Annotated in this window: 19 protein-coding genes; 10 read left to right on the top strand and 9 right to left on the bottom strand. The window is 66.6% G+C overall.

The features are described from left to right. The 5 genes from A7V84_RS07190 to A7V84_RS07210 all read right to left on the bottom strand — a co-directional run bounded on the left by A7V84_RS07190 (position 1) and on the right by A7V84_RS07210 (position 7,669). Positions 1-3,102 carry a virulence factor SrfB gene (locus A7V84_RS07190; RefSeq protein WP_025518150.1) on the bottom strand — a complete coding sequence of 1,034 codons (3,102 nt, stop codon included), beginning with the start codon at positions 3,100-3,102 and terminating at the stop codon, positions 1-3. A 15-nt stretch (positions 3,103-3,117) separates the two neighbouring features. After that, positions 3,118-4,449: an SrfA family protein gene (locus A7V84_RS07195; RefSeq protein ID WP_033534167.1), complete on the bottom strand. Its 1,332-nt coding sequence runs from the start codon at positions 4,447-4,449 to the stop codon at positions 3,118-3,120. A gap of 205 nt (positions 4,450-4,654) precedes the next feature. After that, the gene (locus A7V84_RS07200; protein WP_025518153.1) at positions 4,655-5,431 is read right to left on the bottom strand and encodes an SDR family oxidoreductase; all 777 of its coding nucleotides are present in this window, start codon (positions 5,429-5,431) and stop codon (positions 4,655-4,657) included. Between the two features lie 31 nt (positions 5,432-5,462). Continuing rightward, positions 5,463-6,377 carry a beta-keto acid cleavage family enzyme gene (locus A7V84_RS07205; protein ID WP_025518155.1) on the bottom strand — a complete coding sequence of 305 codons (915 nt, stop codon included), beginning with the start codon at positions 6,375-6,377 and terminating at the stop codon, positions 5,463-5,465. A gap of 80 nt (positions 6,378-6,457) precedes the next feature. Beyond that, positions 6,458-7,669, bottom strand: a complete 1,212-nt coding sequence (locus tag A7V84_RS07210; RefSeq protein WP_025518156.1) for an ABC transporter substrate-binding protein — start codon at positions 7,667-7,669, stop codon at positions 6,458-6,460. A 253-nt stretch (positions 7,670-7,922) separates the two neighbouring features. Between A7V84_RS07210 and A7V84_RS07215 the strand changes: the two genes are divergently transcribed. The 4 genes from A7V84_RS07215 (at position 7,923) to A7V84_RS07230 (ending at position 11,799) form a co-directional block, all read left to right on the top strand. Further along, on the top strand, positions 7,923-8,612 hold the full coding sequence (locus A7V84_RS07215) for a Crp/Fnr family transcriptional regulator (RefSeq protein ID WP_025518157.1): 690 nt from the start codon (positions 7,923-7,925) through the stop codon (positions 8,610-8,612). A gap of 96 nt (positions 8,613-8,708) precedes the next feature. Beyond that, positions 8,709-9,386 carry a GntR family transcriptional regulator gene (locus A7V84_RS07220; protein ID WP_025518158.1) on the top strand — a complete coding sequence of 226 codons (678 nt, stop codon included), beginning with the start codon at positions 8,709-8,711 and terminating at the stop codon, positions 9,384-9,386. A gap of 249 nt (positions 9,387-9,635) precedes the next feature. Then, the gene (locus A7V84_RS07225) at positions 9,636-10,586 is read left to right on the top strand and encodes a Bug family tripartite tricarboxylate transporter substrate binding protein (RefSeq protein ID WP_033534166.1); all 951 of its coding nucleotides are present in this window, start codon (positions 9,636-9,638) and stop codon (positions 10,584-10,586) included. A 28-nt stretch (positions 10,587-10,614) separates the two neighbouring features. Then, entirely contained in the window at positions 10,615-11,799 is a 1,185-nt protein-coding gene (locus tag A7V84_RS07230; protein ID WP_063492009.1) for an alpha-hydroxy acid oxidase, read from the top strand. A 324-nt stretch (positions 11,800-12,123) separates the two neighbouring features. Here the strand turns inward: A7V84_RS07230 and A7V84_RS07235 are convergent, their stop codons facing one another. After that, positions 12,124-13,032 (bottom strand): LysR substrate-binding domain-containing protein, encoded by a 909-nt coding sequence (locus A7V84_RS07235; RefSeq protein ID WP_025518161.1) that lies wholly within the window; start codon positions 13,030-13,032, stop codon positions 12,124-12,126. 111 nt (positions 13,033-13,143) lie between these two features. Here A7V84_RS07235 and A7V84_RS07240 point away from each other — a divergent pair, with 111 nt between their 5' ends. From A7V84_RS07240 to A7V84_RS07250, 3 genes are read left to right on the top strand one after another with little or no spacing between them, the layout of a single operon-like run. Further along, entirely contained in the window at positions 13,144-14,112 is a 969-nt protein-coding gene (locus A7V84_RS07240; RefSeq protein ID WP_025518163.1) for a Bug family tripartite tricarboxylate transporter substrate binding protein, read from the top strand. Between the two features lie 11 nt (positions 14,113-14,123). Continuing rightward, positions 14,124-14,429 (top strand): YciI family protein, encoded by a 306-nt coding sequence (locus A7V84_RS07245; protein ID WP_025518164.1) that lies wholly within the window; start codon positions 14,124-14,126, stop codon positions 14,427-14,429. Next, positions 14,426-15,535, top strand: a complete 1,110-nt coding sequence (locus tag A7V84_RS07250) for a muconate/chloromuconate family cycloisomerase (RefSeq protein WP_033534165.1) — start codon at positions 14,426-14,428, stop codon at positions 15,533-15,535. Before A7V84_RS07245 ends, A7V84_RS07250 begins: the two co-directional genes overlap by 4 nt. Before the next feature lie 42 nt (positions 15,536-15,577). Here the strand turns inward: A7V84_RS07250 and A7V84_RS07255 are convergent, their stop codons facing one another. From A7V84_RS07255 to A7V84_RS07265, 3 genes are all read right to left on the bottom strand, one after another. Then, a complete protein-coding gene (locus tag A7V84_RS07255; RefSeq protein WP_025518167.1) occupies positions 15,578-16,555 on the bottom strand; it encodes a Bug family tripartite tricarboxylate transporter substrate binding protein in 978 nt (325 codons plus the stop codon). 30 nt (positions 16,556-16,585) lie between these two features. Then, complete coding sequence (locus A7V84_RS07260; protein WP_025518168.1) at positions 16,586-17,581, bottom strand: Bug family tripartite tricarboxylate transporter substrate binding protein; 996 nt, start codon at positions 17,579-17,581, stop codon at positions 16,586-16,588. A gap of 121 nt (positions 17,582-17,702) precedes the next feature. After that, positions 17,703-19,034 (bottom strand): Rieske 2Fe-2S domain-containing protein, encoded by a 1,332-nt coding sequence (locus A7V84_RS07265; protein WP_025518170.1) that lies wholly within the window; start codon positions 19,032-19,034, stop codon positions 17,703-17,705. A 225-nt stretch (positions 19,035-19,259) separates the two neighbouring features. Between A7V84_RS07265 and A7V84_RS07270 the strand changes: the two genes are divergently transcribed. From A7V84_RS07270 to A7V84_RS07280, 3 genes are all read left to right on the top strand, one after another. Beyond that, positions 19,260-20,030, top strand: a complete 771-nt coding sequence (locus tag A7V84_RS07270) for a FadR/GntR family transcriptional regulator (RefSeq protein ID WP_025518171.1) — start codon at positions 19,260-19,262, stop codon at positions 20,028-20,030. 70 nt (positions 20,031-20,100) lie between these two features. Next, positions 20,101-21,306, top strand: coding sequence for an NAD(P)/FAD-dependent oxidoreductase (locus tag A7V84_RS07275; protein WP_082871949.1), 1,206 nt, complete (start codon positions 20,101-20,103; stop codon positions 21,304-21,306). Positions 21,307-21,322: 16 nt separating this feature from the next. Next, entirely contained in the window at positions 21,323-21,649 is a 327-nt protein-coding gene (locus tag A7V84_RS07280; RefSeq protein ID WP_025518174.1) for a 2Fe-2S iron-sulfur cluster-binding protein, read from the top strand. Positions 21,650-21,659 lie beyond the last annotated feature (10 nt).

The following is a 21,659-nucleotide window of genomic DNA, read 5'->3' on the forward strand; positions in this document are numbered from 1 at the left end:
TCAGTTCTTCACGCTGCCGCTGTCCAGCCAGTAGGCGTCCTGGCCCAGACCGGCGTGCAACAGGGTATTCATCTCGAAGCGCACCTGGCTTTTCTGGATCGCCACGTCGCCCACCCCTTCGACCCGCTCGATGGTCAGCCGGTCGCTGATAAGCCCTTGCCTGCGCTCGCGTTCGCTGGGCTGCGCCACGCTGAAATACACCCGCGCCTGCGGATCGGGCAGGCTGGCGTCGCGCTCCTGGTTCTCGCGGTAGCGCTTCTGCCAGGCCGGCTGGAAGCCCAACTGGTAGATGGGCGCGGCCGGCCAGCGCTCGGCGGCCAGCTGGCGATAGCCCAGACGGCTGTCGGCGTGCAGCACATAAGGCCGGGCATCGCCCTGCGCGTCGCGCGGCAGTTCGATGCAGCCGTCTTCCGGCGGCAGCCCCTGCGGCGTGCGCGTGGTGATATCGGCCAGCAGCACGTCATCGGTCTTGATGAGGTTGTTGCTGTCGATCCGGCCAAAGTAGCGGATCAGCGGCAAGGGCCGGATGCGCGAGGGACTGAAATAGAAGTTGGGCAGACGGCGGTTCTCGGTCAGCCAGCACACCATCGCGCCCACCGAGGCGGTGGTCTTGGGATCGGCGATCACCCCTCCCTTGTGAAAGGGGAACCAGGTACCGCTGCGATAGTTCTGCATCGGCAGGATGCGCCCTGACGGCAGCGCCGCCAGGCTGCGGATCAGGGTCTGCACGCCCGGCAGGCAGGAAGGCCGCCCGGTCAGCAGCAACACGTCGCAGTCGTAGTGCGCCACCACCTCGCTCAGGGAGGTCAGGGTCTTGCAGATATCCAGCCCGTCCTGCAGGAACAGGCCGTGCAACTGGGCCGGGTCGAAGCTCAGGCGGATCGCGCCCAGATCGAGCACGGTCGGCCCGCCCAGCTCGCTGCTCAGGTTCTTGGAGACGAAATCGCGCACCGGCTGGCTGATGACCTTGTCCTTGCCCAGCCACTCGGCCCAGGTCGCCGTCTTGCGCTGGCTGCCCTGCTCCAGGCTGTAGCGCTCGTATTCGGCCAGCAGGGCCAGCGCCAGCGGATGGAACACCTGCAGCGTCAGCTGCTGGCGCAGCACCATGTCGCCGGCGCCCAGGCTGCGCGCGCCGCAGATGCGGTCGGCCAGATCGGCCGGCAACGCCACGCCTTTCTCTTTGAGCGCCTGCTCGAACGAAGGCAGGACGAACTGACGGATGACATCGAGCACGATATCGTCGCCGGCCACCTTGAAGCCATCGCGAAAGCGCTGCACCGGCACGATGGGCGCGTTGCTGCCATCGCCTGCGCCGTCGCGCTGCAGCGCGTAATCGTTGATCACCAGATCGGTCGTGCCGCCGCCGATATCGATGGAGGCCACCGTGATGCGTTCGCGGTCGGGCTTGCCGGGGCGCGCCAGGGCGTCGAAGAACTCTTCCGGGTGGCCGCCGAAATGCTCGCCCACCTCGGTATACAGGTAAACCAGCTGCGCGCACGTGGCCTCGTCCCACTTGACCACCACCTTGGGCAGCGGCACCTTCAGGCGCGAAGCGTCGGCGCTGTCTTCCAGCGGGTCTTCGTCATACTGGCCGGCATGCCAGCCCATGCTTTTCCACAACAAGCCCAGCGCCTGCTGGACGCGATCGCGGAAAATGCTGCGCTCGACCTGCGGCGTGCTGGGCGGCACGGTCAGAATGACCGTGCGCAGCCAGCGCGAGGTCGCGGCGTTTTCCTTGTCCTTGCGGTACAGGATGCTGTTGATCTGCGTGACGGCCTGCGCAAACACCTCGTTGAGCATCAGCGTCATCAGCGAGGAGCGCGAATACTTGGTCTCGAAGACCGACTCCACGCCCTTGGTCACGTACAGCGCGCGGCCCAGGTCGTCGATCAGATCGGCCAAGGGCTTGAGCGTGGCCATGGGCTCCTGCTGGCCCTTCAGGCTGCTGGTATTCAGGCGCCAGACCTGATCATAGGGACGCTCGTCCCACAGGTAACGCTTGGGGCTGGACAGGCCGGTCGAGCCTTCGGTGCCCTCGCGCAGCGCGGCCAGCTTGGCGGCCTCGCTGCCCACCCGCGTCATGCTGCCCCAGGCGAAGGCATCATGGCGACCGCTCTGCATCGACCACTGATCCATGCCCAGATTGATCTTGGCGAACTCCACGCGCGACTCGAACGGATGGTCGTAGACCTGTTCGGGCGCGCTCATGTCGCGCAACACCAGATGGGTATTGCCGTGCAGGCCCCGATTGTTCTGCTCCGGATCCTCGACCAGGATGCCGCAGCAACGTGAATTGCCCACGTCCAGCACCAGGTCCACCGCGATGGGCTTGCCCGCGCCGATGGCGTTGCGCAACTTGACCTTGACGGTCGGCACCGCCACGCGCGGCTCCAGGTTCGGATGGGTGGTCGGCGCCGGGCCGCGCAGCAGGCTCAGCAGGTTGAGGTAGTGCGCGAAATGACGCTTCTGATTCAGATCCTGCTGAATGTCCTCGCGTTCGCGCTTGTCGGCCTGGCAGCGGTCGACGAACACTTCCGTCAGCCACTCCTTGACCCACACCTGATCGAGAAACCACTGCATCTCATTCAGATGCACCGCCAGGCGGAAGGCCTGGCCATTGCGCAGGTCCTCGTCGTTGGGCGCCAGATAAGCCACGCCATCGCGCTTGGGCATGATGCGCGTGTCGAAGGCCAACGTCAGGCGATGGGTGTGGCCGTGCTCGTCGGGCGTGTCCAGCTTGACGATGCGCAGGCGCGCCCAGTTGTTCGGGCCCTGGTCATAGCGCGTGGGCGACAGATAGCGGAAAAAGGGCACCGGCAGCCACTGGCCATCCAGATACGTCAGGCTTTCCTTCATGCTGACGTCATCCAGGCCCGGCCCCGGATGTCCCGGACTCTGTTTCTCGGGCTCCGACTCGAAGTAGAGCTTGCCGTCGCGGTCCTCGAACAGACGCGCCAGCATGCCATTACCCAGCAGGGCGAACTGGCCGGCCGGCTCGCGGCGCAGGTCCAGGGTGACGGCCAGATCCAGGAACTGGATGCCGGTGTCGCCAAACAGATCGACAGTCTGGGATTCGGTATAGGTATCGACTTTGGGCAGCATGATCGGTACGCCTTATCAGGGCTGGGGCTGGCGCATGGTCAGCGGAAACTGCTCGGCGCCGTAGTTGCCGGTGCAGGCAGCGACCTGCGCACCGTTGGGCTGGCATCGGATCGCCGGCATGTCATAGGTGGAGCCATCACTGCAGGCGGCGGCCGCGCCATTGCTGATCATCAGCGCCCCGCCGTTCATGGCCGCGCTGACCGGCGCGCGGCATTGCACGCCGTTGTGGCGGTCTAGGGTCACGTGGCCTTCGCCCTGCTTGAATTGATACTGCAGGCGCAACGGCTCGCCCGTATTGCGATCCTGGATGCCGGCGCGCACGCGCCAGTCGCCATTGAGAAAATCGGCTTTGCCATCGGGCAGTTGAGGCGGAATCGCCAGACCCGGCGCCTCGCCCGCGGGCAAAGCCGGAGGATGCGCGCCGGCGGGCTGGGCCGGGATGGCCGGCGCCGGCCCGGACGGCAAGCCAGGCGTGACCGGGTTGCCGGCCACGGGCGCCGCTGCAGCAGGCATCGCAGCGGCCTGCGACACCGACGGCGCCACCGCCGCGCTGCCGGCCGGGGCCGCCGGAACGACCGTCGCCGCGCCCGGCGCCGTGGCGCCCGGCACGCCAGCCACCGGCGCAGTCACTGCCGGCAACCCGACCTCGGGCAGCTTCACCGACGGCACATCGACCGACGGCAGACTGACCGCAGGCAGCGCCGGCGTCGTTGGCGTGCAGGCACGCAGGCCAAAGAACAGCAAGGCCAGCAGCAACAGCAATGGCAGCAGCCACAGCCACCAGCGCCGCCACCAGGGCTGGCGCACGACCTCGGCGGCCAGCGGCGCGGCGGCAACGGGAGCTGCTGCGGCCGCCACCGGGCGCGCTGCAGCCAGAGGCGCGGCGCCCAAGGCGTGCAGGGGGGCCAGGTTGCGATCGGCGCCGGCGTTCAGAAACCCCCAGAAGGTGACCACCGGCGTGCCGTCGACCAGATAGACATGGCTGCTGTCGGGATGGTGCAGCACCCAGCGCAGCAACTGGGCAAACAGCGAGTCGCTGCCCTCGCCCAGGCTGGCCCGCAAGGCCTCGACCTCCTGGCGCACCTGGTCCAGCCGCGCCGTGGCGGCCGCGCGCTCGCCTTCGGTGGCCGCCGCCCAGGGCACCACCGCGCCGTTCTGCGGCGCGTACCAATCGATGACACGGCCATCGGCGCTGGGCTGGGGGATGGCGAAATGCTGCGCCAGGTCGGCGCGCCGCCGCTTGAGGGTAGAGAGGATCTGCGGCGCCGCCAGGTAGACCGCCTGGCCGCGTTCGCCCAGGGCGTCGTATTGATCTATTTTTTCACTACGAAGCTTGACGCCCGACATCTACGCTTACCCGAAAAAAGATTACGGCCCCTGTAAAAGGGGCCTCACCAAGAATCCGGGCAAATTTACCATGTTTTATTCACACAATTACAAATCATCGATAATGCTTACGAACTCACACAAACTGGCCGGAAGCCCCAGGGGCAGCCCGGCGCGGATAATCCCGCGCCGGGCTGCCCCTGCCCATTACCGATAATTGCGCCGATTAACCCAGATACTCGACGTTGCCGCAAACCGAAATACACTGACCGCTGATGATCGCGCCCTCGGCGGAACACAGATAAGCCACCTGGTTGGCAATATCCTCGGGCTGGGTCATGCGGCGCAGCGAGACTTTCTCGACCAGGCTGGCGCGCACCTGCTCGGGCGGCAAACCGCCGGCCGAAGCCCGCGCCGAGATGACGCGCTCGGCCCGATCGCCGGCCACCAGCCCGGGCAGCACGGCATTGACACGGATATCGGCGGGGCCCAGTTCCATCGCCCAGGTCTGGGTCAGCCCGGTCAGGCCGAATTTGCTGGCGCTGTAAGGAGAGCGCAGCGAAAACCCCAGCCGCCCGGCCACCGAGGAAATATTGACGATGGCCCCGCCGCCAGCGGCGCGCAGCAAAGGCACCGCGCTGCGCGCGCACAGGAAAACACCCGTCAGGTTGACATCCAGAGTGGCCTGCCAGGCCTGCAGCGTCATGTCTTCCAGGCGGCAAGTCGGCCCGGCCACCCCGGCGTTGTTGACCAGCGCGTCCAGCGCCCCCCAGCGTGCCGCCACCTGCTCGAACATCGCCAGCACCTGGGCCTCGTCGGCCACATCGGTGACGCTGGCGCTGGCCTGCGGATGGGCCCGGCGCACGGCCTGGACCGCCTCGGCGTCAATATCGCAGAAATGCACCTCGGCGCCCGCCTGCAGGAAGCGGCGCACCGTGGCCAGGCCGATGCCGCTGGCGCCGGCCGTGATCAGCACCCGCTGACCTCGCAAGGAATCACTCATGATCATGCTCTCCAGTGCGCGGCGCGGCGGATCAGACCGCGAACTCGGGCCGGATGCCGCTCTTGAGCGGCAACCCCAGAATCTCGCGCGCCTCGGCGGGAGTGGCCGGCTCCATGTCCATTTCGCGGATGATGCGCACGATGCGCTCGGTCAGCTGCACGTTGGTGGCCAGTTCGCCCTGACGGTAATAAAGGTTGTCCTCCAGCCCGACGCGGGCATGCCCGCCCAGCAGCAGCGCCCCGATATTGGCCTCCAGCTGCGACGGGCCGATGCCGCTGACGCAGAACACGCTGTTCTTGGGCAGCATATCGACCATCATCTGCAGATTGCGCTGCGAGAACGGCATGGCATTCTGGAAATTGCGATGCACGTTGAGCACCAGGTTGATGAAGTGCGGCCCCTCGTCCAGGCCCTCGTTGATGAGGGTGGTGGTGTCCTGCAGGATATGGGTGGGGCTGAAGACCTCCCACTCGGGCTTGATGCCGCGCGCCTTCATGCCCTCGGCCAGCTGGCGGGCCTTGCTCAGCGGCGTATTCATCAGGTAGTCGCGCCCATCGAACGCCAGGTTCAGGGTGGTGGCGTCCAGGGTGCACATCTCGGCGCCGGCATCCATGCCCTTGATGCGCTCTTCCCAGAGGATTTCCCAGGTGCCGGGCGAGGTTTCCCTGATCATGTCGCCATGCACGCCGCCGCCGGTGGAGTTGTTGAGCACGATGTCGCAGCGGTCGCGGATCAGGCGATTCATTTCGCGATAGACCGAGGCGTCGCAGGTCGCGCCATCGTCGGGGCGGCGCGCATGCAGGGCCGCCACGCTGGCGCCCGCATTGAAGCAACGATAGACATCCTCGGCAATCTCCGCCGGCTGCGTCGGCAGATGCGGGCTTTGGGACTTGAAGGCCACCCCACCGGTCGGGGCAATGGTCACGATCACTTTACGCTTGGCCATGAGCATCCTCGTAATGGCATTCGAACAGTGGGCCCGGCCTGCGGCCGGGCCCTGCACAAACCTCGGCAGGCGCCGCCGGTTTACTTCCAGAGGGCGCAGCGGCTCTCTTCCTTGGTGGTGAAGGCCTCGTTGCCGTCGATCACCTGGACCACGTCGAAATAATCCCAGGGCTCCTTGGACTCTTCCGGCGACTTGACCTTCAGCAGGTACATATCGTGCACCACGCGGCCATCCGGGCGCACGACGCCATCCTTGATATAGGCGTCGTTGAGCTTGTTGCTGCGCAGATAGTTCAGCACGGTATCGGCGTCATCGGTGCCGGTGGCCTTGACCGCGCGCAGGTACTGCAGGGCAGCCGAATAGTCGGCCGCCTGCACCGACGACGGCATGGCGCCGCGGCGCTCATAGAACTTGCGCGCCCAGGCGCGGCTCTCGTCGTTGGTGTTCCAGTACCAGCTGTCGGTCAGGTACATGCCCTTGGCTGCCGGCAACCCGATGGCGTGGATGTCGTTGATGAACATGATCATCCCGGCCAGCTGCATGCCGGGCGTCACGCCGAACTCGTTGGCGGCCTTGATGGCGTTGATGGTGTCGGCGCTGGCATTGGCCAGGGCCAGGATGTCGGCCTTGCTGGCCTGGGCCTGCAGCATGAAGGACGAGAAGTCATTGGCCGACAGCGGATGCTTCACCGACCCCAGCACCTTGCCGCCGCCTTCGGTGACGACCTTGGTGGTGTCAGCCTGCAGGGCGTGCCCGAAGGCATAGTCGGCGGTCAGGAAATACCAGTTCTTGCCGCCGGCCTTGAGCACGGCCGACCCCGTGCCGCGCGCCTGGGCGACGGTGTCATAGGCATAGTTCAGGGTATAGGGCGTGCACTGCTCGTTGGTGAGCGCCGGCGCGCCGGCCCCGACCACGATGATGGGCTTTTTCTTTTCGGCCGCGATCTTGGACATGGCCAGCGCGGTGCTGGAGTTGGTGCCGCCGATCAGCAGGTCCAGGTTCTGCTGGTCGAACCATTCGCGCGCCTTGGCCGAGGCGACGTCGGCCTTGTTCTGGTGGTCGGCCGTCAGCAGCTCGATTTTCTTGCCGTTGATCTCGCCGCCCATTTCATCGATGGCCATTTTGATGGCCTCGATTCCACCGGGGCCGTCCGGGCCGGAATACACGCCCGACATATCCGTGATGAATCCGATCCGGATAACATCATTGGAAATCTGCGCCTGGGCGCTGGCGCCCAGCATGGACATAATCGCGGCGCAGGCGACAGCGGCGCCCGATGCGGCGCGTGACATTGACAACATCCCAGTCTCCTCTTATGGTTTTTTCGCCCCGCGAGGGGCTGCTTTATTCTGGGACGCGCCGGCGGTCAGTTCAGTCATCATGGTGACAATGCCGCCTAGGGTTTACCTGGGCGCATGCAACCCAGTCAGTCGGTCTAAAGGGGGGTATATGCAAGCAGGTCCAGGTCATCAGGGCTCGGGCAACGGCCATGGGCCCGACTCCGGCCGGATGCGGCGCCGCCCTGCGCCCTGCCCGATAGACACGATGCTCAATGTCGTGCCGTGGTACCAGAGCCTGCCCGAGCACGAACGCCGCGTCGTGCGCGGCGAACTGCGCACCGTCAATCTGGCAACCGGGGAATATCTGTTCCGGGTGGGCGTACGCTCCCCCGGCTGGTACGGCGTGGTCGATGGCCTGGTGAAATGGTCGTGCCGGGGCGCCGATGGCAAAACCCTGTCGCTGGCGGGTTTCAGCACCGGCAGCTGGTTTGGCGAAGCCACCATGATCCGGGGCGCGCGCTACGAATATGAAGTCATCGCCCTGCGCCCCAGCCGGCTCGTCATGCTGCCGCGGGAAACCTGCGAGCGGCTCTGGAATCACAATATCGCCTTCACCAAGGCGCTCATGACCCACCTGGCCGAGCGCGTGAACTGGCTGATGGGTTCCTACACCGGCAACGTCCTGCTCGACGTGGACACCACGGTGGCGCGCGCGGTGCTGGCGCAGGCCAATGCGACCCGGCACTCGGTCACGCCGGGCCGCCTCAAGCTCACCCAGGAGGAAATCGCCAGCCTGTGCGGCGTCTCGCGCCAGCGCTGCAACGCGGCACTGGCGCGCCTGGCGCGGGCCGGCGTGCTGCGCACCCATTATGGCGGCATGACCATCCTGGACATGGATACGCTCTATGCCTGCGCCAAGATCAACGGCGAAACCGGCCCGCTCTTTCTGCCCTGACGCGCCTGCCCGCATCTGAGCGGGTTTTCCCGGTCTGCCTGAGGGGATGGGTCCCTGTTATCATTGTATACAAGACTCGTTTCTGTATATAAAGCAGTGCCCAAATCCCAGAATCCGCCAGCAGCGCCCCAGGGCGTCTTCGAAGCCGTCAACGCCCATCTCCAACAATTGCGTGAAGGCCTGACCGAACCCTTGCGGGTGCGCGAAGAAGCGCTGGCCGAACAATTGGGCGTCAGCCGCACGCCGGTGCGCGAGGCCCTGATCCGCCTGCAGGGGGTCGGCATGGTGCAATTGCGCCCGGGACGCGGCGCCCTGCTCATGCCCGTGACCGACGCCGAGTACCTCGAATGGGTGCAGATCCGCGAACAACTGGAAGGCCTGGCCACCTACGAGGCCGCCCTCAACGCCACCAAGCGCGACGTCGAGGAACTGCGCGCCCTGTTCGCGCCCTTTCAGACGGCATCCGAGCCGGCTGACTCCCACGCTGCCTACGCCCAGGCCAATGTGCGATTTCACAGCGCGATCATGCGCCTGAGCGCCAACGGCATGCTGGCCCGGATCTGGGAGTCCTTCGGCCACCTGCAAACCAGCCGCCAGCGCCAGACCATCGCGCGCCTGCACCGCCGCGAGGACTCATTGCGCGAACACCTGGCCATCATCGACGCCATCGACCGGCGCGACGCCGAGCAGGCCGGCGAGCTGGCCCGCGCGCATGTCCGTTCGCTGGCCCGGGCGCTGCGCCAGTCCATGGCGTGCCCGCCGCCTGCTGCCTGAAACCGCCCATCCATGACCGCCCCGCCCTGTTTCAAAGGCCGCCAGCGCGACCCCCTTCCTCCGGGCAGCCGGCAACGCAACACGTATTCTCCGACCCCGTCGCCGGCCTGCCCTGTCCGCCTGCCGCGCAGCGGCGTCGGCTGATTTCCCGGGCCGGGCGGGCAACGTCCGGCCCTGTTCTTTTCCTTCCACTCACAACGACAAGGGAACGACGGTCCGCCCGTCAGTATCCCGCTGGAGACAAGCAGCATGAAACCCCTCATCCGCGTCATCCTGGCCGCCACGGCCAGCACGTTCACCGCCGCCGCCCTGGCCAACGCCCCGGTCGAACTGGTCGTCCCCTTCGCCCCGGGCGGCGCCACCGACAACTATGCCCGCCTGCTGGCCCAGGAGCTGGGTGAGGAACTCAAGACGCCGGTCATCATCGCAAACCGTCCGGGCGCCGGCGGCGGCATCGGCGCAGCCAGCGTGGCCAAGGCCGCGCCCGACGGCAACACGGTGCTGCTGGGCACCATCAGCACCCACGCCATCAATCCGGCCCTGTATCAATCGCTGGGCTATGACCCGGCCAAGGACTTCACCCCCATCGCCCGGGTCGTGGCCCTGCCCAACCTGCTGGTGGTCAGCGCCACTTCCGACATCAAGACGGTCGATGACCTGCGCGCCAAGGCCGGCAAGCAGGATCTGAGCTTCGGTTCGCCCGGCAGCGGCACGACCGCCCATCTCTCCGGCGAACTGATGAAGCAGATCCATCCCGACATGCGCCTGTCGCACGTGCCGTATCGCGGCACCGCCCCGGCCATCACCGATCTGATCGGCGGGCACATCGACTTCCAGTTCGACAACATTTCCACCCTGCTGCCCCAGGTGCAGGCCGGCAAGCTGCGCGCCCTGGCCGTGTCCTCCAAGACCCCCAGCACGCAGCTGCCCGAGACCCCGGCCCTGGCCTCGCAAGGCTTCCCCGACTATGAAGTGCTGTCGTGGTTCGGCCTGTGGCTGCCCAAGGGCGCCTCACCCGCCACGGTGGAGCGCTACACCCAGGCCCTCTCCAAGGTCTACGCCAAGCCGGAATTCCTGAAGAAGCTCCAGGACGTGGGAATCACTCCGTCGTATCTGCCGGGCGAGGCTTTCGAACAGTTTGTGGTGGCCGAGCAGAACAAATGGCGTGACGTGGTGCAGAAAGCCAACCTGAAGCTCTGATCCCCCTGCCGCCTCACAGGAAGCCCTCATGCGCCTCTCCCGTATCCACAATCTGCACGACTTCGAGGCCGGCGCCCGCCGCAAACTGCCCCGGGCCATGTTCAGCTACATCCAGAACGGCGCCGAAGACGAGGTCACGCTGCGGCGCAACCGCAGCGCCTTTGACCGCTACGCCTTCGTGCCGCAGATGCTCAATGACGTGTCGGCCCGTCACCAGCGCATCGAGCTGTTCGGCCACGAGTACGACAGTCCCTTCGGCATCTCGCCGGTGGGGCTGGGCGCCATGTACGCCTATCGCGGCGACGTGGCGCTGGCCCGCAGCGCCACGCAGATGAATGTCCCCTATGTGCTGAGCGGCGCCTCGCTCACGCGCCTGGAGACCGTCGCCCAGGCTGCGCCGCGCGCCTGGTTCCAGGCCTACCTGCCCGGCTCGCGCGAAGAAATCCAGCGCCTGCTGGCGCGCGCCGCGCAGGCCGGCTATCGCCAGCTGGTGCTGACCGTCGACATTCCCGTCTCGGTCAGCCCCGACCGCTATATCCGCAACGGCTTCTCCTCGCCCCTGCGGCCCAGCCTGGACCTGGCCGTCCAGGGCCTGACCCACCCGCGCTGGCTGTTCGGCACGTTTCTGCGCACCCTCGTCGCCCAGGGCATGCCGCATCTGGAGAACTGGCGCGCCGACCGGGGCAACCCGGTACTGTCGAAATCCCTGCAGAAGGACGTCAAGAACCGCGACAACTTCACCTGGGACCACATCCGGCAGGCGCGCGACGCCTGGCAAGGCGACCTGATCATCAAGGGCATCCTGAGCGGAGCGGACGCCGAACGCTGCGCCCAGGTCGGCGCCAACGGCATCATCGTCTCCAACCACGGCGGACGGCAGGTCGATTGCGCCATCTCGCCAATGACCGCCCTGCCCGAGGTGGTGGCCGCCGCGCCGGGCCTGGTGGTCATGATGGACAGCGGCATCCGGCGGGGTTCGGACGTGCTCAAGGCCATCGCCCTGGGCGCGCGCTGCGTGTTCGCAGGCCGGCCGTTCAACTACGCCGTGGCCTGCGCCGGCGCCGATGGCGTGATGCACGCGCTCCATCTGCTGCGCGAGGAAGTCCATCGCAACATGGCCTTGCTGGGCATCGACCACCCCTACGCCATGAATCCCGGCCGCCTGAAGGACCTTTGCGCCGAGATCTGCGAAGGCCGGCTCCCGGGTCTCTAGGCCGGCACACCGGGAGCAGGCCGCCAGGCCTGCCCCCGGTGTCCGCGCCCGCGAGTTGGCACAGGGGGCTGGCAGGAGGTCCATGGCCGGCCCAGCCACAGCGGGGCCTGGGGTCTGTTCTTCGGCTGCAAAACCACTGCCGAGCGGCTCCAGCGCATCGATGACCAGCGTGCGGCGTACGACCCCAAGCACTTCGCCCGTTTCGTCTCGGTTTTCCGGCCGGTCAGGCCGAGCCCGGGCGCTTCGCCGCCCTGATCTTTGGCACGCTGCGCGGCCTGGCGGTGATGCGTTTGGTCCAGGTCGACGAAGCCGCCAGGCGCTGACTCAACCGTCGCGGGCTGCCGCCGCCCGTATGTTCTGCGGCAGGTCCGCCTTGACCCGCCGGGCGAACTCACGCGCCGCCGCCGAGCGGTAGCGCTCGCGCGGCCACAGCAACGCCGCGCTGCGGATCACGCGAGGCGAACCGATGGGAATCGCCCGCAGGCCCGGCTGCGCGATCACGGCCCCCTCGAACAGCATGCAGGCCAGATGGCTGTTGGCCACGATGCTCTGCATGGCCTGCAGGGAATCCAGCTCGATGCGCACCCTGCCGGCGATATCGCGCGCCAGATGGCGCTCGATCAGCTGGCGCGAAATGTACTGGCGCGACTGCAGCACGATATCCAGCGACGGCAGATCCTTGCGGCCGATCACACGGCGCGCGGCCAGCGGATGGTCCTCACGGACCAGCAGCATCAGCCGCTCGGAGAACAGCGGCTCGCTCTCAAGCAGGGATTCGGCGTCGGGATTGATGAAACCCATCCCCAGATCCAGCATGCCGTCCTGCAGCCCGCGCTCGATCTGCGCCATGGGCAGATCCTGGATCGACAGGTGCACGCCCGGATAGTGGGTCGCGAACGCCGCGATCGCGCGCGACAACAAGGAGTTGGTATACGTGGTGATGACCCCCACCCGAAGCTCGCCGCTCTCCAGACTGTTGAGCGACTGCAGCGCCAGACGGCCTTCATCCAGGTCGCGCAGCGCGCGCTGCGCAAAGCGCACCAGCAGACGGCCGGCCTCGGTCAGGCGCACCTGCCGCCCGACCCGGTCGAACAGCGGCGTGCCCAGCTCGGCCTCCAGCTGGCGCAACTGGTGCGACAAGGTCGATTGGGTGATATGCAGCGACTGCGCCGCCTGGGTGATGTGCTCCAGGCGCGCGGCCTCCAGAAAGTATTTGAGCTGACGGATTTCCACGGTCGGTAACTGATCGCTGAAAACGAACGATTTCAGAGATTTATATCATTATTCAGATCGATCTCCTGTCAATAGAATTTCCCTGCCCCTACAACTATCAGGAGACCAACCATGAAATCCCTCCTTCCCGGCCTGGCGCTGCTGTGCGCCGGCCTGACGGCCGCGCTGCCGGCGCAGGCCGCCTTTCCCGACAAGCCGATCACGCTGGTGGTGCATTTCCCGGCGGGCTCCTCGACTGACCTGATCGCCCGCACGCTGGCCAAGGAAGCCGGCCAGACGCTGGGCCAGCCCATCATCATCCAGAACAAACCCGGCGCCGATGGCGCGATCGCAGCCGCCGAGGTCAAGCATGCCGCGCCCGACGGCTACACCCTGCTGATCGCGACCAACAGCCCCATGTCGGGCGTGCCGGTGATGCGCAAGCAATCGCCCTACGATCCGCTGAAGGACTTCACGCCCATCACCGACATCGGCCGCTACGCTTTCTTTCTCTACACCCGCGCCGACGTGCCCGGCGACACCCTGCAAGGCTTCATCGACCACGTCAAACGCCACCCCGGCAAGCTGAGCTATGGCTCGGGCAACGTCACCGGTCTGCTGTCCTTCGCCTATGTGGCGCAGGCCGCCGGCCTGGACATCCTGAACGTGCCCTACAAGGGCGAGCCCCCTGTCATCAACGACATCATGGGCGGGCACCTGGATGCCGCGGTCGCCACCGCCGGCACCGGCATGCCGCAGGTCAAGGCCGGCAAGTTCAAGGCGCTCGCCACCGTGCTGCCGCAACGCAGCCCCAACGCGCCCGATGTCCCCACGATGGCCGAGGCCGGCGTGGGCAACTTCCCCATCGCGCCCTGGCTGGGCCTGTTCGGCCCGGCAGGCATGCCGGCCGACACCGTCGAACGCCTGAACCAGGCCTTCCACACCGCAATGGAAAACCCCCAGGTCCGGCAGACCATGCAGATGCAGGACTTCATGCTGACCCCCTCCACGCCCCAGGCCCTGGGTCAGCTGGTGGACGAACAACTCTCCAGCCACCGCACGCTGCTGCGCGCCACCGGCCTGGAAGGCAGCCTCAACTGAGCGGAACCCTGATGCCCTACTTCATCGAGACCTTCGACAAACCCGATCACCAGGCCTTGCGCCAGCAACTGCGCCCGGCCCACCTGGCCTTCCTGCAGGCCCATGCCGCCGAGTTGCTGGCCTGCGGCGCCAAGCTGCATGACGACGGCAGCGACGCCGGCGGCGGCCTCTACATCATCCGCGCCGACACGCGCGCGCAGGCCCAGGCCTTCATCGACGCCGACCCCTTCAGCCAGGGTGCGCTGTTCGCCGAGGTGCGCATCTCGCGCTGGCGCCAGGCCTATGTCGACGGCGTGTGCTATCTCCCGGAGGCATGATGAAACTACAGACTATCGAAAGCTTCATCGTCGACCTTCCCATCGCCCGGCCGCATAAGCTCGCCATGGCGGTGATCGACCGCCACAGCCAGGTCATCGTGCGCGTGCGCACCGCCTGCGGCGCCGAAGGCCTGGGTGAGATCGCCATCATCCCGCACTATGGCGAAGAAGCGCCGGGCGCCATCAAGGCCATGATCGACGAATGCCTGGCTCCCCACCTGATCGGCTGCGACATCCGCCAGCTGGGTGCGCTGCACCTGCACATGGACAAGATCATCAAGGGCAACGCCTACGCCAAGGGCGGCATCGAAATGGCCTGCGTCGACGCCCTGGGCCGGGCGCTGGGCGTGCCGGCGCACCAGTTGTTCGGCGGCAAGGTGCACGACCGCCTGCCGCTGCTCTGGGTACTGGGCAACGGCGAAATCGGCAAAGACATCGACGAAGCCCTCGCCCGCCTGGACGAAGGCCGCTACCGTCTCTTTCTGGTCAAGATCGGCAAGGGCGACCCGCAAGAGAACGTCGACCGCGCGCTGGCCATCCGCGAGGCGCTGGGCGAACGCGCACGGGTGCGCGTGGACATCAACCAGGGATGGGACGAGGCGACCGCCACCTGGGGCATCGCCCAGCTGGAGGCCGGCGGCATCGAGATCATCGAACAACCCCTGCCGGCCCACAACATCGACGGCATGCGCCGCCTGACCGAGCGCTTTACCGTGCCCATCATGGCCGACGAAGGCGTCATGACGCCGCATGATGCCCTGCGCATCGCCGCCTGCGGCGCGGCTGACGCCTTCTCGATCAAGATCACCAAGCATGGCGGCATGCTGCGCACCCAACAGGTCGGCAACATTGCGCAGGCAGCCGGCATCCAGCTGTTCGGCGGCACCATGATCGAAGGGCAGATCGGCACCTCCGCCTATGCGCAGATCTTCTCCACGCTGCCCAATCTCACCCTGGGCGCGCAGCTTTTCGGCCCCCACCTGCTGACCGACGACATTGCCGCGCCCGCCCTTGCCTTCAGCGACTACGCCCTGGAGGTGCCTGATGCGCCCGGGCTGGGCGTCACCCTGGACGTCGACAAACTGAAGTTCTACCAACGGCGCTGAACCCGCCGGGGCGGCAGGCCGGCGCGTGCCGGCCTGCCCGGCCTAGTTCAGCTTCTGCAGGCCGCCCTTCTCGGCGACTTCGCCCCATCGATCGCGCTCAGAACGATTCCAGGCGGTGAAGTCGGCCGTATCCCTCAGCCGCCGCTCAAAGCCGGCGGAGATGAACTTGCTTTCATAGTCCGGCGTGTCAAAACCCTTGAGCAAGGCCGCCGCCAGCTTGCGCACGATCGGTTCGGGGATGCCGGCGGGCCCATAGAGCCCGAGCCAGCTGGTCACCTCGAAGTCTTCCATGCCTTGCTCCTGCATGGTCGGCACCTGCGGCAACTGCCTTGCCCGATAGGCGCTGGTGACCGCCAGCGGCTTCAGGCGCCCGGACTGGATCATGGGCAGACTGGGCGGCAGGTTCATGAACAGCAGGTCCAGATCCCCCTGCGACACGCCGACCAGGGCATCGCTGGCCGCCTTGTAGGGCACGTGCTGCACCTTCAGGCCCGTGCGCTGCCCGAAAAGCTCGCTGGTCAGGTGCGAGGAACTGCCGACCCCATTGCTGCCATAAAGCAGCACCTTGTCCGCCTTCTTCTGGTAGTCGATGAATTCCTGCAGCGTGTTGGCGGGGTGATCCTGCCCGACCAGCAGCACATTGAGGAACTCGGCCGCCTGCGCGATGGGCATCAGGCTGGTGGAGACATCCAGCGGCATGTCGGCGCGCGTGACGGCGGGAATCACGTTGTGCCCCAGACCACCCAGCTGCAAGGTATAGCCATCCGGCGCGCGGGCGGCCACGGCCTGCATGCAGATCACCCCTCCGGCGCCGGCCTTGTTCTCGACCACCACGCTTTGCCCGAAGGCATCGCGCAGCACCTCGGCAGCCAACCGCGCGGCCAGATCCGTTGCGCTGCCGGGCGTGGAACCCACCATGATGGTGATGGGCCGCGAGGGATAGTCGCCCTGCGCCCGTGCCGGCAACACGCCGCCGACTGCTCCCACCCCCAGCCACTTCAATACATTACGTCGGTCCATGAGTTTTCTCCTGGTCTCGGCGGCGGTGCATCAAGCCTGTCCAAACTGCAAGGAAATGCCGGCCCGCTGGGCGATATCGCGCCAACGGATGAACTCCTGGCGGTTGCGCTCGGCAAAGCCGGCCGCATCGGCCGGCTTGGGTTCAAAACCGGCCACCTCCAGTTTTTCGCGATAGACCGGTTGCGCCAGCCCCTGCGCCAGCACCGTGCCCAGCTCCTGCACCAGGGCGGCGGGCATGGCCGCCGGGCCGTAGATGCCCAGCCAGCTGGCGACGTCGAAATCGGCCACACCCTGCTCCTGCATCGTGGGGACATCCGGCAGGTGGGCTGTGCGATAACTGCTGGTCACGGCTACCGGGCGCACCTTGCCGCTGCGGATCAGGGGCAGGACGGCCGGCAGATTGTTGAAACAGAGCTGCAACCCGCCGTTGACGAGGTCGACCATCATTTCCGAGCCGCCCCGATACGGCACGTGGGTCAGCTTGACCTGCTGGGTCTGGGCGAAGAACTCGGAGGCCAGATGCACCGAGGAGCCCACCCCGGTGGACCCATAGGTGAAATGCCCGGGCGGGGCGGCGCGAATGGCCTGCACCAGCTCGGGCACGCTGGCATAGGGAGCATCCCGGGTCACCACCAGCACGTTCACAAACTCGGCGGCCTGGGCTATCGGCACGAAGGCCTTGACGATATCCAGCGGCAGACCGCGCGTGACCGCCGGGGGAATCACGTTGCTGCCCAGCCCCCCGATCACCAGGGCGTGGCCGTCGGGCTTGGCCGCGGCCACGGCCTGCAGGCCGATCAGGCCGCTGGCGCCGGGCCGGTTCTCGACCACGACCGTATGGTCGTAATGCTTGTTGAGGATTTCGGCCATGACCCGGCCGGCGATGTCGGTCACGCCGCCCGGCGCGTAAGGCACGATGATGGAGACGGGCCGGGGCCCGAAAGTGGTCGGCGCCGCACGCCCCGGCCCTGGCAGGCCCAGGCACGCGAAGGCGCCCAACGTCTTCAATACGGTACGTCGTTTCACAGCTTTCCCCTTGATGGCAGGTCGCCGGTTCTGGCCCGGCGTGGTGCTGCCTTGCTTGCGAATGGACGGTGCGCAGAAGGGGCGCTGCCCCTGGTGGCGCCGCAGTATCGGCCCGTCCCGCTCAGCTTTCGGGCATCAGGCCGGCCCAGTCCGCGCCGCCCATGAAGTGGGCCCAGCGCCGGTAATAGGCCCGCGCGTTCTCCTCGGTGTACTCATTGCTGAGCACCGCGCCGCGCAGCTCGGGAATCGGCGTGCTGTGGCCGAGCCCCATCTGATAGTTGAAGAACATGTCCTGAGCCACCGCGCCCTTGCTGGCCTCGGTCGCCTGGCTCCAGTTCTCGAGGTCATCCGACTCGGTCATGCCGCCAGGGCCGGAATACCTCAGGTAGTAGTGCCGCGCCATCTCCTTGACGGCTTCGGGCGCATCCTCGTCGACCAGATACATGCGCCACATCTCCATCTCCGTGGCGCTGATGGGATGAAACACCGTCAGCGTGCGCGGCTGGATGCCGTGGAAAGACATATTGGGAAAGATGGTGCCCACCCGGTGGCGCACCCGCATGCCATCACCCAGGTTGAGAATCCTGCGCTCATGGATCTGGCGGTAGTACTCGGCGATCTCCGGGTCGCTCTGGTACATCGCGGTGAATTCGGGTTCCTCGAAGTGCGGCAGGTTGCCCAGCAGGCCATGCCCCAGCTGCGGAAAGGCAATCGCCACCCTGCCTTTCATGGGATCGCGGCGCCCTTTCCCGCCGCTGGGCCCGATGCCCACGATATCGACCGAACGATGGCTGATGTCGTGATACAGGTCGCCGATGAAATTCTCGGCGGGCAGTTTCCAGTTGGCCGGGATGCGCCACTTCTGGACCCCGCCAATCACCACCGAGCCGCCCTCGCGGCCATCCCGATGGTCCAGCGCGGCATCCAGGTAAAGGCGCATGTCGCCCAGGTAGGCTTCAAACGGCGGTGCGTTCTCATCCCAGGTGGCCCAGATGGTGCCCTTGTAGTTGCAGACCTGGGCGACCGACTTCAGGCCCCACTGTTTCTTGTCCAGCTCCGACAGATAGTGCGTGGCGAAGCCCGGCACCCCGACCAGTTCGCCGGGCCGCTCCACCAGGTTGCCATCGGTGGAGAAACTCCAGCCGTGATACGGACAGGTGAAAGTGCGGTTGTTGCCATGGTCGTAGCGACAGAGCTTCATGCCCCGATGCGTGCAACTGTTGAGCAACACCTGGATCTGCCCCTGCCGGTCGCGCGTCAGGATGACCGAGTCGGTCCCCATGCGAGACACGAAATAGTCGTCCGGTTTGGGCACCAGGCTTTCATGGCCGACGAACAGCCATGCGCGCGCAAAGATACGCTTGATTTCCTGCTGGAAAATTTCTTCATCGGCAAAGATTGCACGGCTGACCAACCCCTCGTCAGCGCGCACCAACTCATCAATGGCTTTCATTTCTTCCCCTTGGTTCATGCCTCAGGGAACGCTCACGAACTGCCACGCCCCCCATAAACTCCGATAATCATACAAACTAATACTACGATCTAAACTCGCCTGATTTCAATAGTTTGCCTCGTAATCGAATACCCTTACCCAGAAAATATTGATGATGACGAAAGTTTGTCGTATAAACATACAAGCCTTCGACGCAGCCCTTTCCGGTGCTGCAAGGGAACACACATGGCCTTTTTGAAACGACAACGCAATCTGCCCTCCGCCGCCGAACCCAACCTGACAGACCGGGTCGCGGAAATGCTGGTCCGCGAGATCACCAGCGGGCAGTACAAGCTGGGCGAGATCCTGCCGCCCGAACAGATCATTGCCGAACGCCTGGGGGTGTCGCGCACCGTGCTGCGCGAGGCGGTGTCCCGCCTGAAAGCCGACGGCATGGTCAGCAGCAAGCAGGGCCGCGGCCTGACCATCACGGCCACCGAACGCCCTTTCGTGCTGCGCATGCAGGGTGCTGGCCTGGACGATGTCGAGCAGATCCTGGCGATCGTGGAGTTGCGGCGCGGCTTCGAGATCGAGGCCGCCTCCCTGGCCGCGACCCGCCGCACGCTCAATGACCTCGCCGCCATGCGCGCGGCGCTGCGCGGCATGGCCCTGGCCATCGACTCCGATGACATCGTGGCCGGCGTTGAGGCCGACATGCACTTTCACCGCACCATCGCCGAAGCCACCCACAACACCTACTACGTCGAGTTCTTCAACTTTCTGAGTTCGCTGCTGGATCGCAACCTGCGTGTTTCGCGCACCCGGTCCGCGCAGGCGAAACGCGGCATCGACGCCCAGCACGAGCACGAGACGCTCTACCAGGCCATCGCCGACGGCGACGCCGAACTGGCGCGGCGCCACGCGCGCACCCATATCGAGAACACCGAGACCCGCCTGCGCGCGCACAGCCTGCTGCATGGGGCGCAAGGCATGAGCGAGGCCGGCACCATGTCCTGAAGGGGCCGGCTGCCGGGTCCGCCGCCGGCCATGTAGACCAGAACAACCGCATCAGACGGGGGAGACAACCATGCAAAACGAAGGGCCGCCTGTGCTGCAGGCCGACGTCCTCATCATCGGCGCCAGCCACGCCGGCGCCGAATGCGCGCAGGCGCTGCGTGCGGCGGGCTACGCCGGCCGCATCCTGCTGCTGGACGCGCAGGACCGCCATCCCTATCAACGCCCGCCGCTATCCAAGGGCGTGCTGGCCGGGCACACCGATGCCGAGCGCATGACGCTGCTCTCGCCCCAGGCCTGCGCACAGCGGGACATCACCTTCCTGCCCGGCGTGACGGTCAGCGCCCTGCTGCCTCAGGCGCATCGCGCACAAACGCAGGATGGCCGCGACATCCACTATCGGCATTGCGTCATCGCCACTGGCGCGCGCGCCCGCCTGCTGGAGCTGCCCGAGGGCTTGCCCTGCCACGTCATCCGCCAGTTCGACGACGCCCTGGCCTTGCGACAGGCCATGCTGCCCGGCCACCGGCTGATCATCATCGGCGGCGGCTACCTGGGTCTGGAGGCTGCCTCCAGCGCCGCCAAGCTGGGCCTGCAGGTCACCGTGCTGGAGCAATCGACCGGTCTGATGGCCGGAAAGGTCTCGCCCGAAACCGCCGCGCGCCTGCAAGCGCTGCATGAGCAGGCCGGCATCCGGATCCTGCGTCAGGCACGCATCCGGCAATGGCGGCGCGATAGCCAGGGCTGGCAGGTTGTGCTGGACGATGGCGGCGTGTTGCCGACCGACCTGGTGCTGCAGAGCGTGGGCGCCCAAGCCAACGATGCGCTGGCGCGCGCGGCGGGCCTGCGCTGCGACAACGGCATCGTCATTGATGCCGCCTGCCGCAGCAGCGCGCCGGACATCTACGCCATCGGCGACTGCGCCAGCCAGCCGCGCGGCGCCAGCGCTGCGGCGATACGCATCGAAAGCGTGCAGAACGCGCTCGAACAGGCCCGCTCTGCGGCCGCCCACATCGCCGGTGGCGCGCCACCCCCGGCCCGCCCCCCCACCTTCTGGTCCGAACAGCAGGGCTGCCGCCTGCAGATGGCCGGCCTGATCGATCCCGGCCTTGCGGTGCACGACCGCGTGTTCGACACGGCCAAGGGCTGGCTGGTCGAACGTCGCCAGGGCGGCCAGCTGGCCGTGGTCGAGGCCGTGGACAGCCCGGTCGAATTCATGCGCGCCGTCAAGCGCATCGGCACCGCCAGCGACGAGCCGGCCCCCGCACTGCTTCATTGAAAGGAGCCGCAACACCATGCCTCATGTGATTTTTGAACACCCCGACGGCAGCGAACAGACGCTGGAGATCCCCAATGGCTGGTCGCTGATGGAGGCCGCAAGACAACAAGGGCTGCCCGGCATCGTGGCCGAGTGTGGCGGCGGGGCCATCTGCGGCACCTGCCATGTCCTGCTCGATCCCGAGGTCCACGCCCGCCTGCCGCCGGCCGACTTCACCGAGCAGGCCCTGCTGGAAATCGTGCCGCAGGCCGGACCGACCAGCCGCCTGTCCTGTCAGATCATCATCGGCGAAGAGCTCGACGGCATGCGTGTGCGCATCCCCGCCGAACAACTCTGCCTCTGAACCGCAAAGC

It is taken from the genome of Bordetella trematum (assembly GCF_900078335.1).
Classification (GTDB): Bacteria; Pseudomonadota; Gammaproteobacteria; order Burkholderiales; family Burkholderiaceae_B; genus Bordetella; species Bordetella trematum.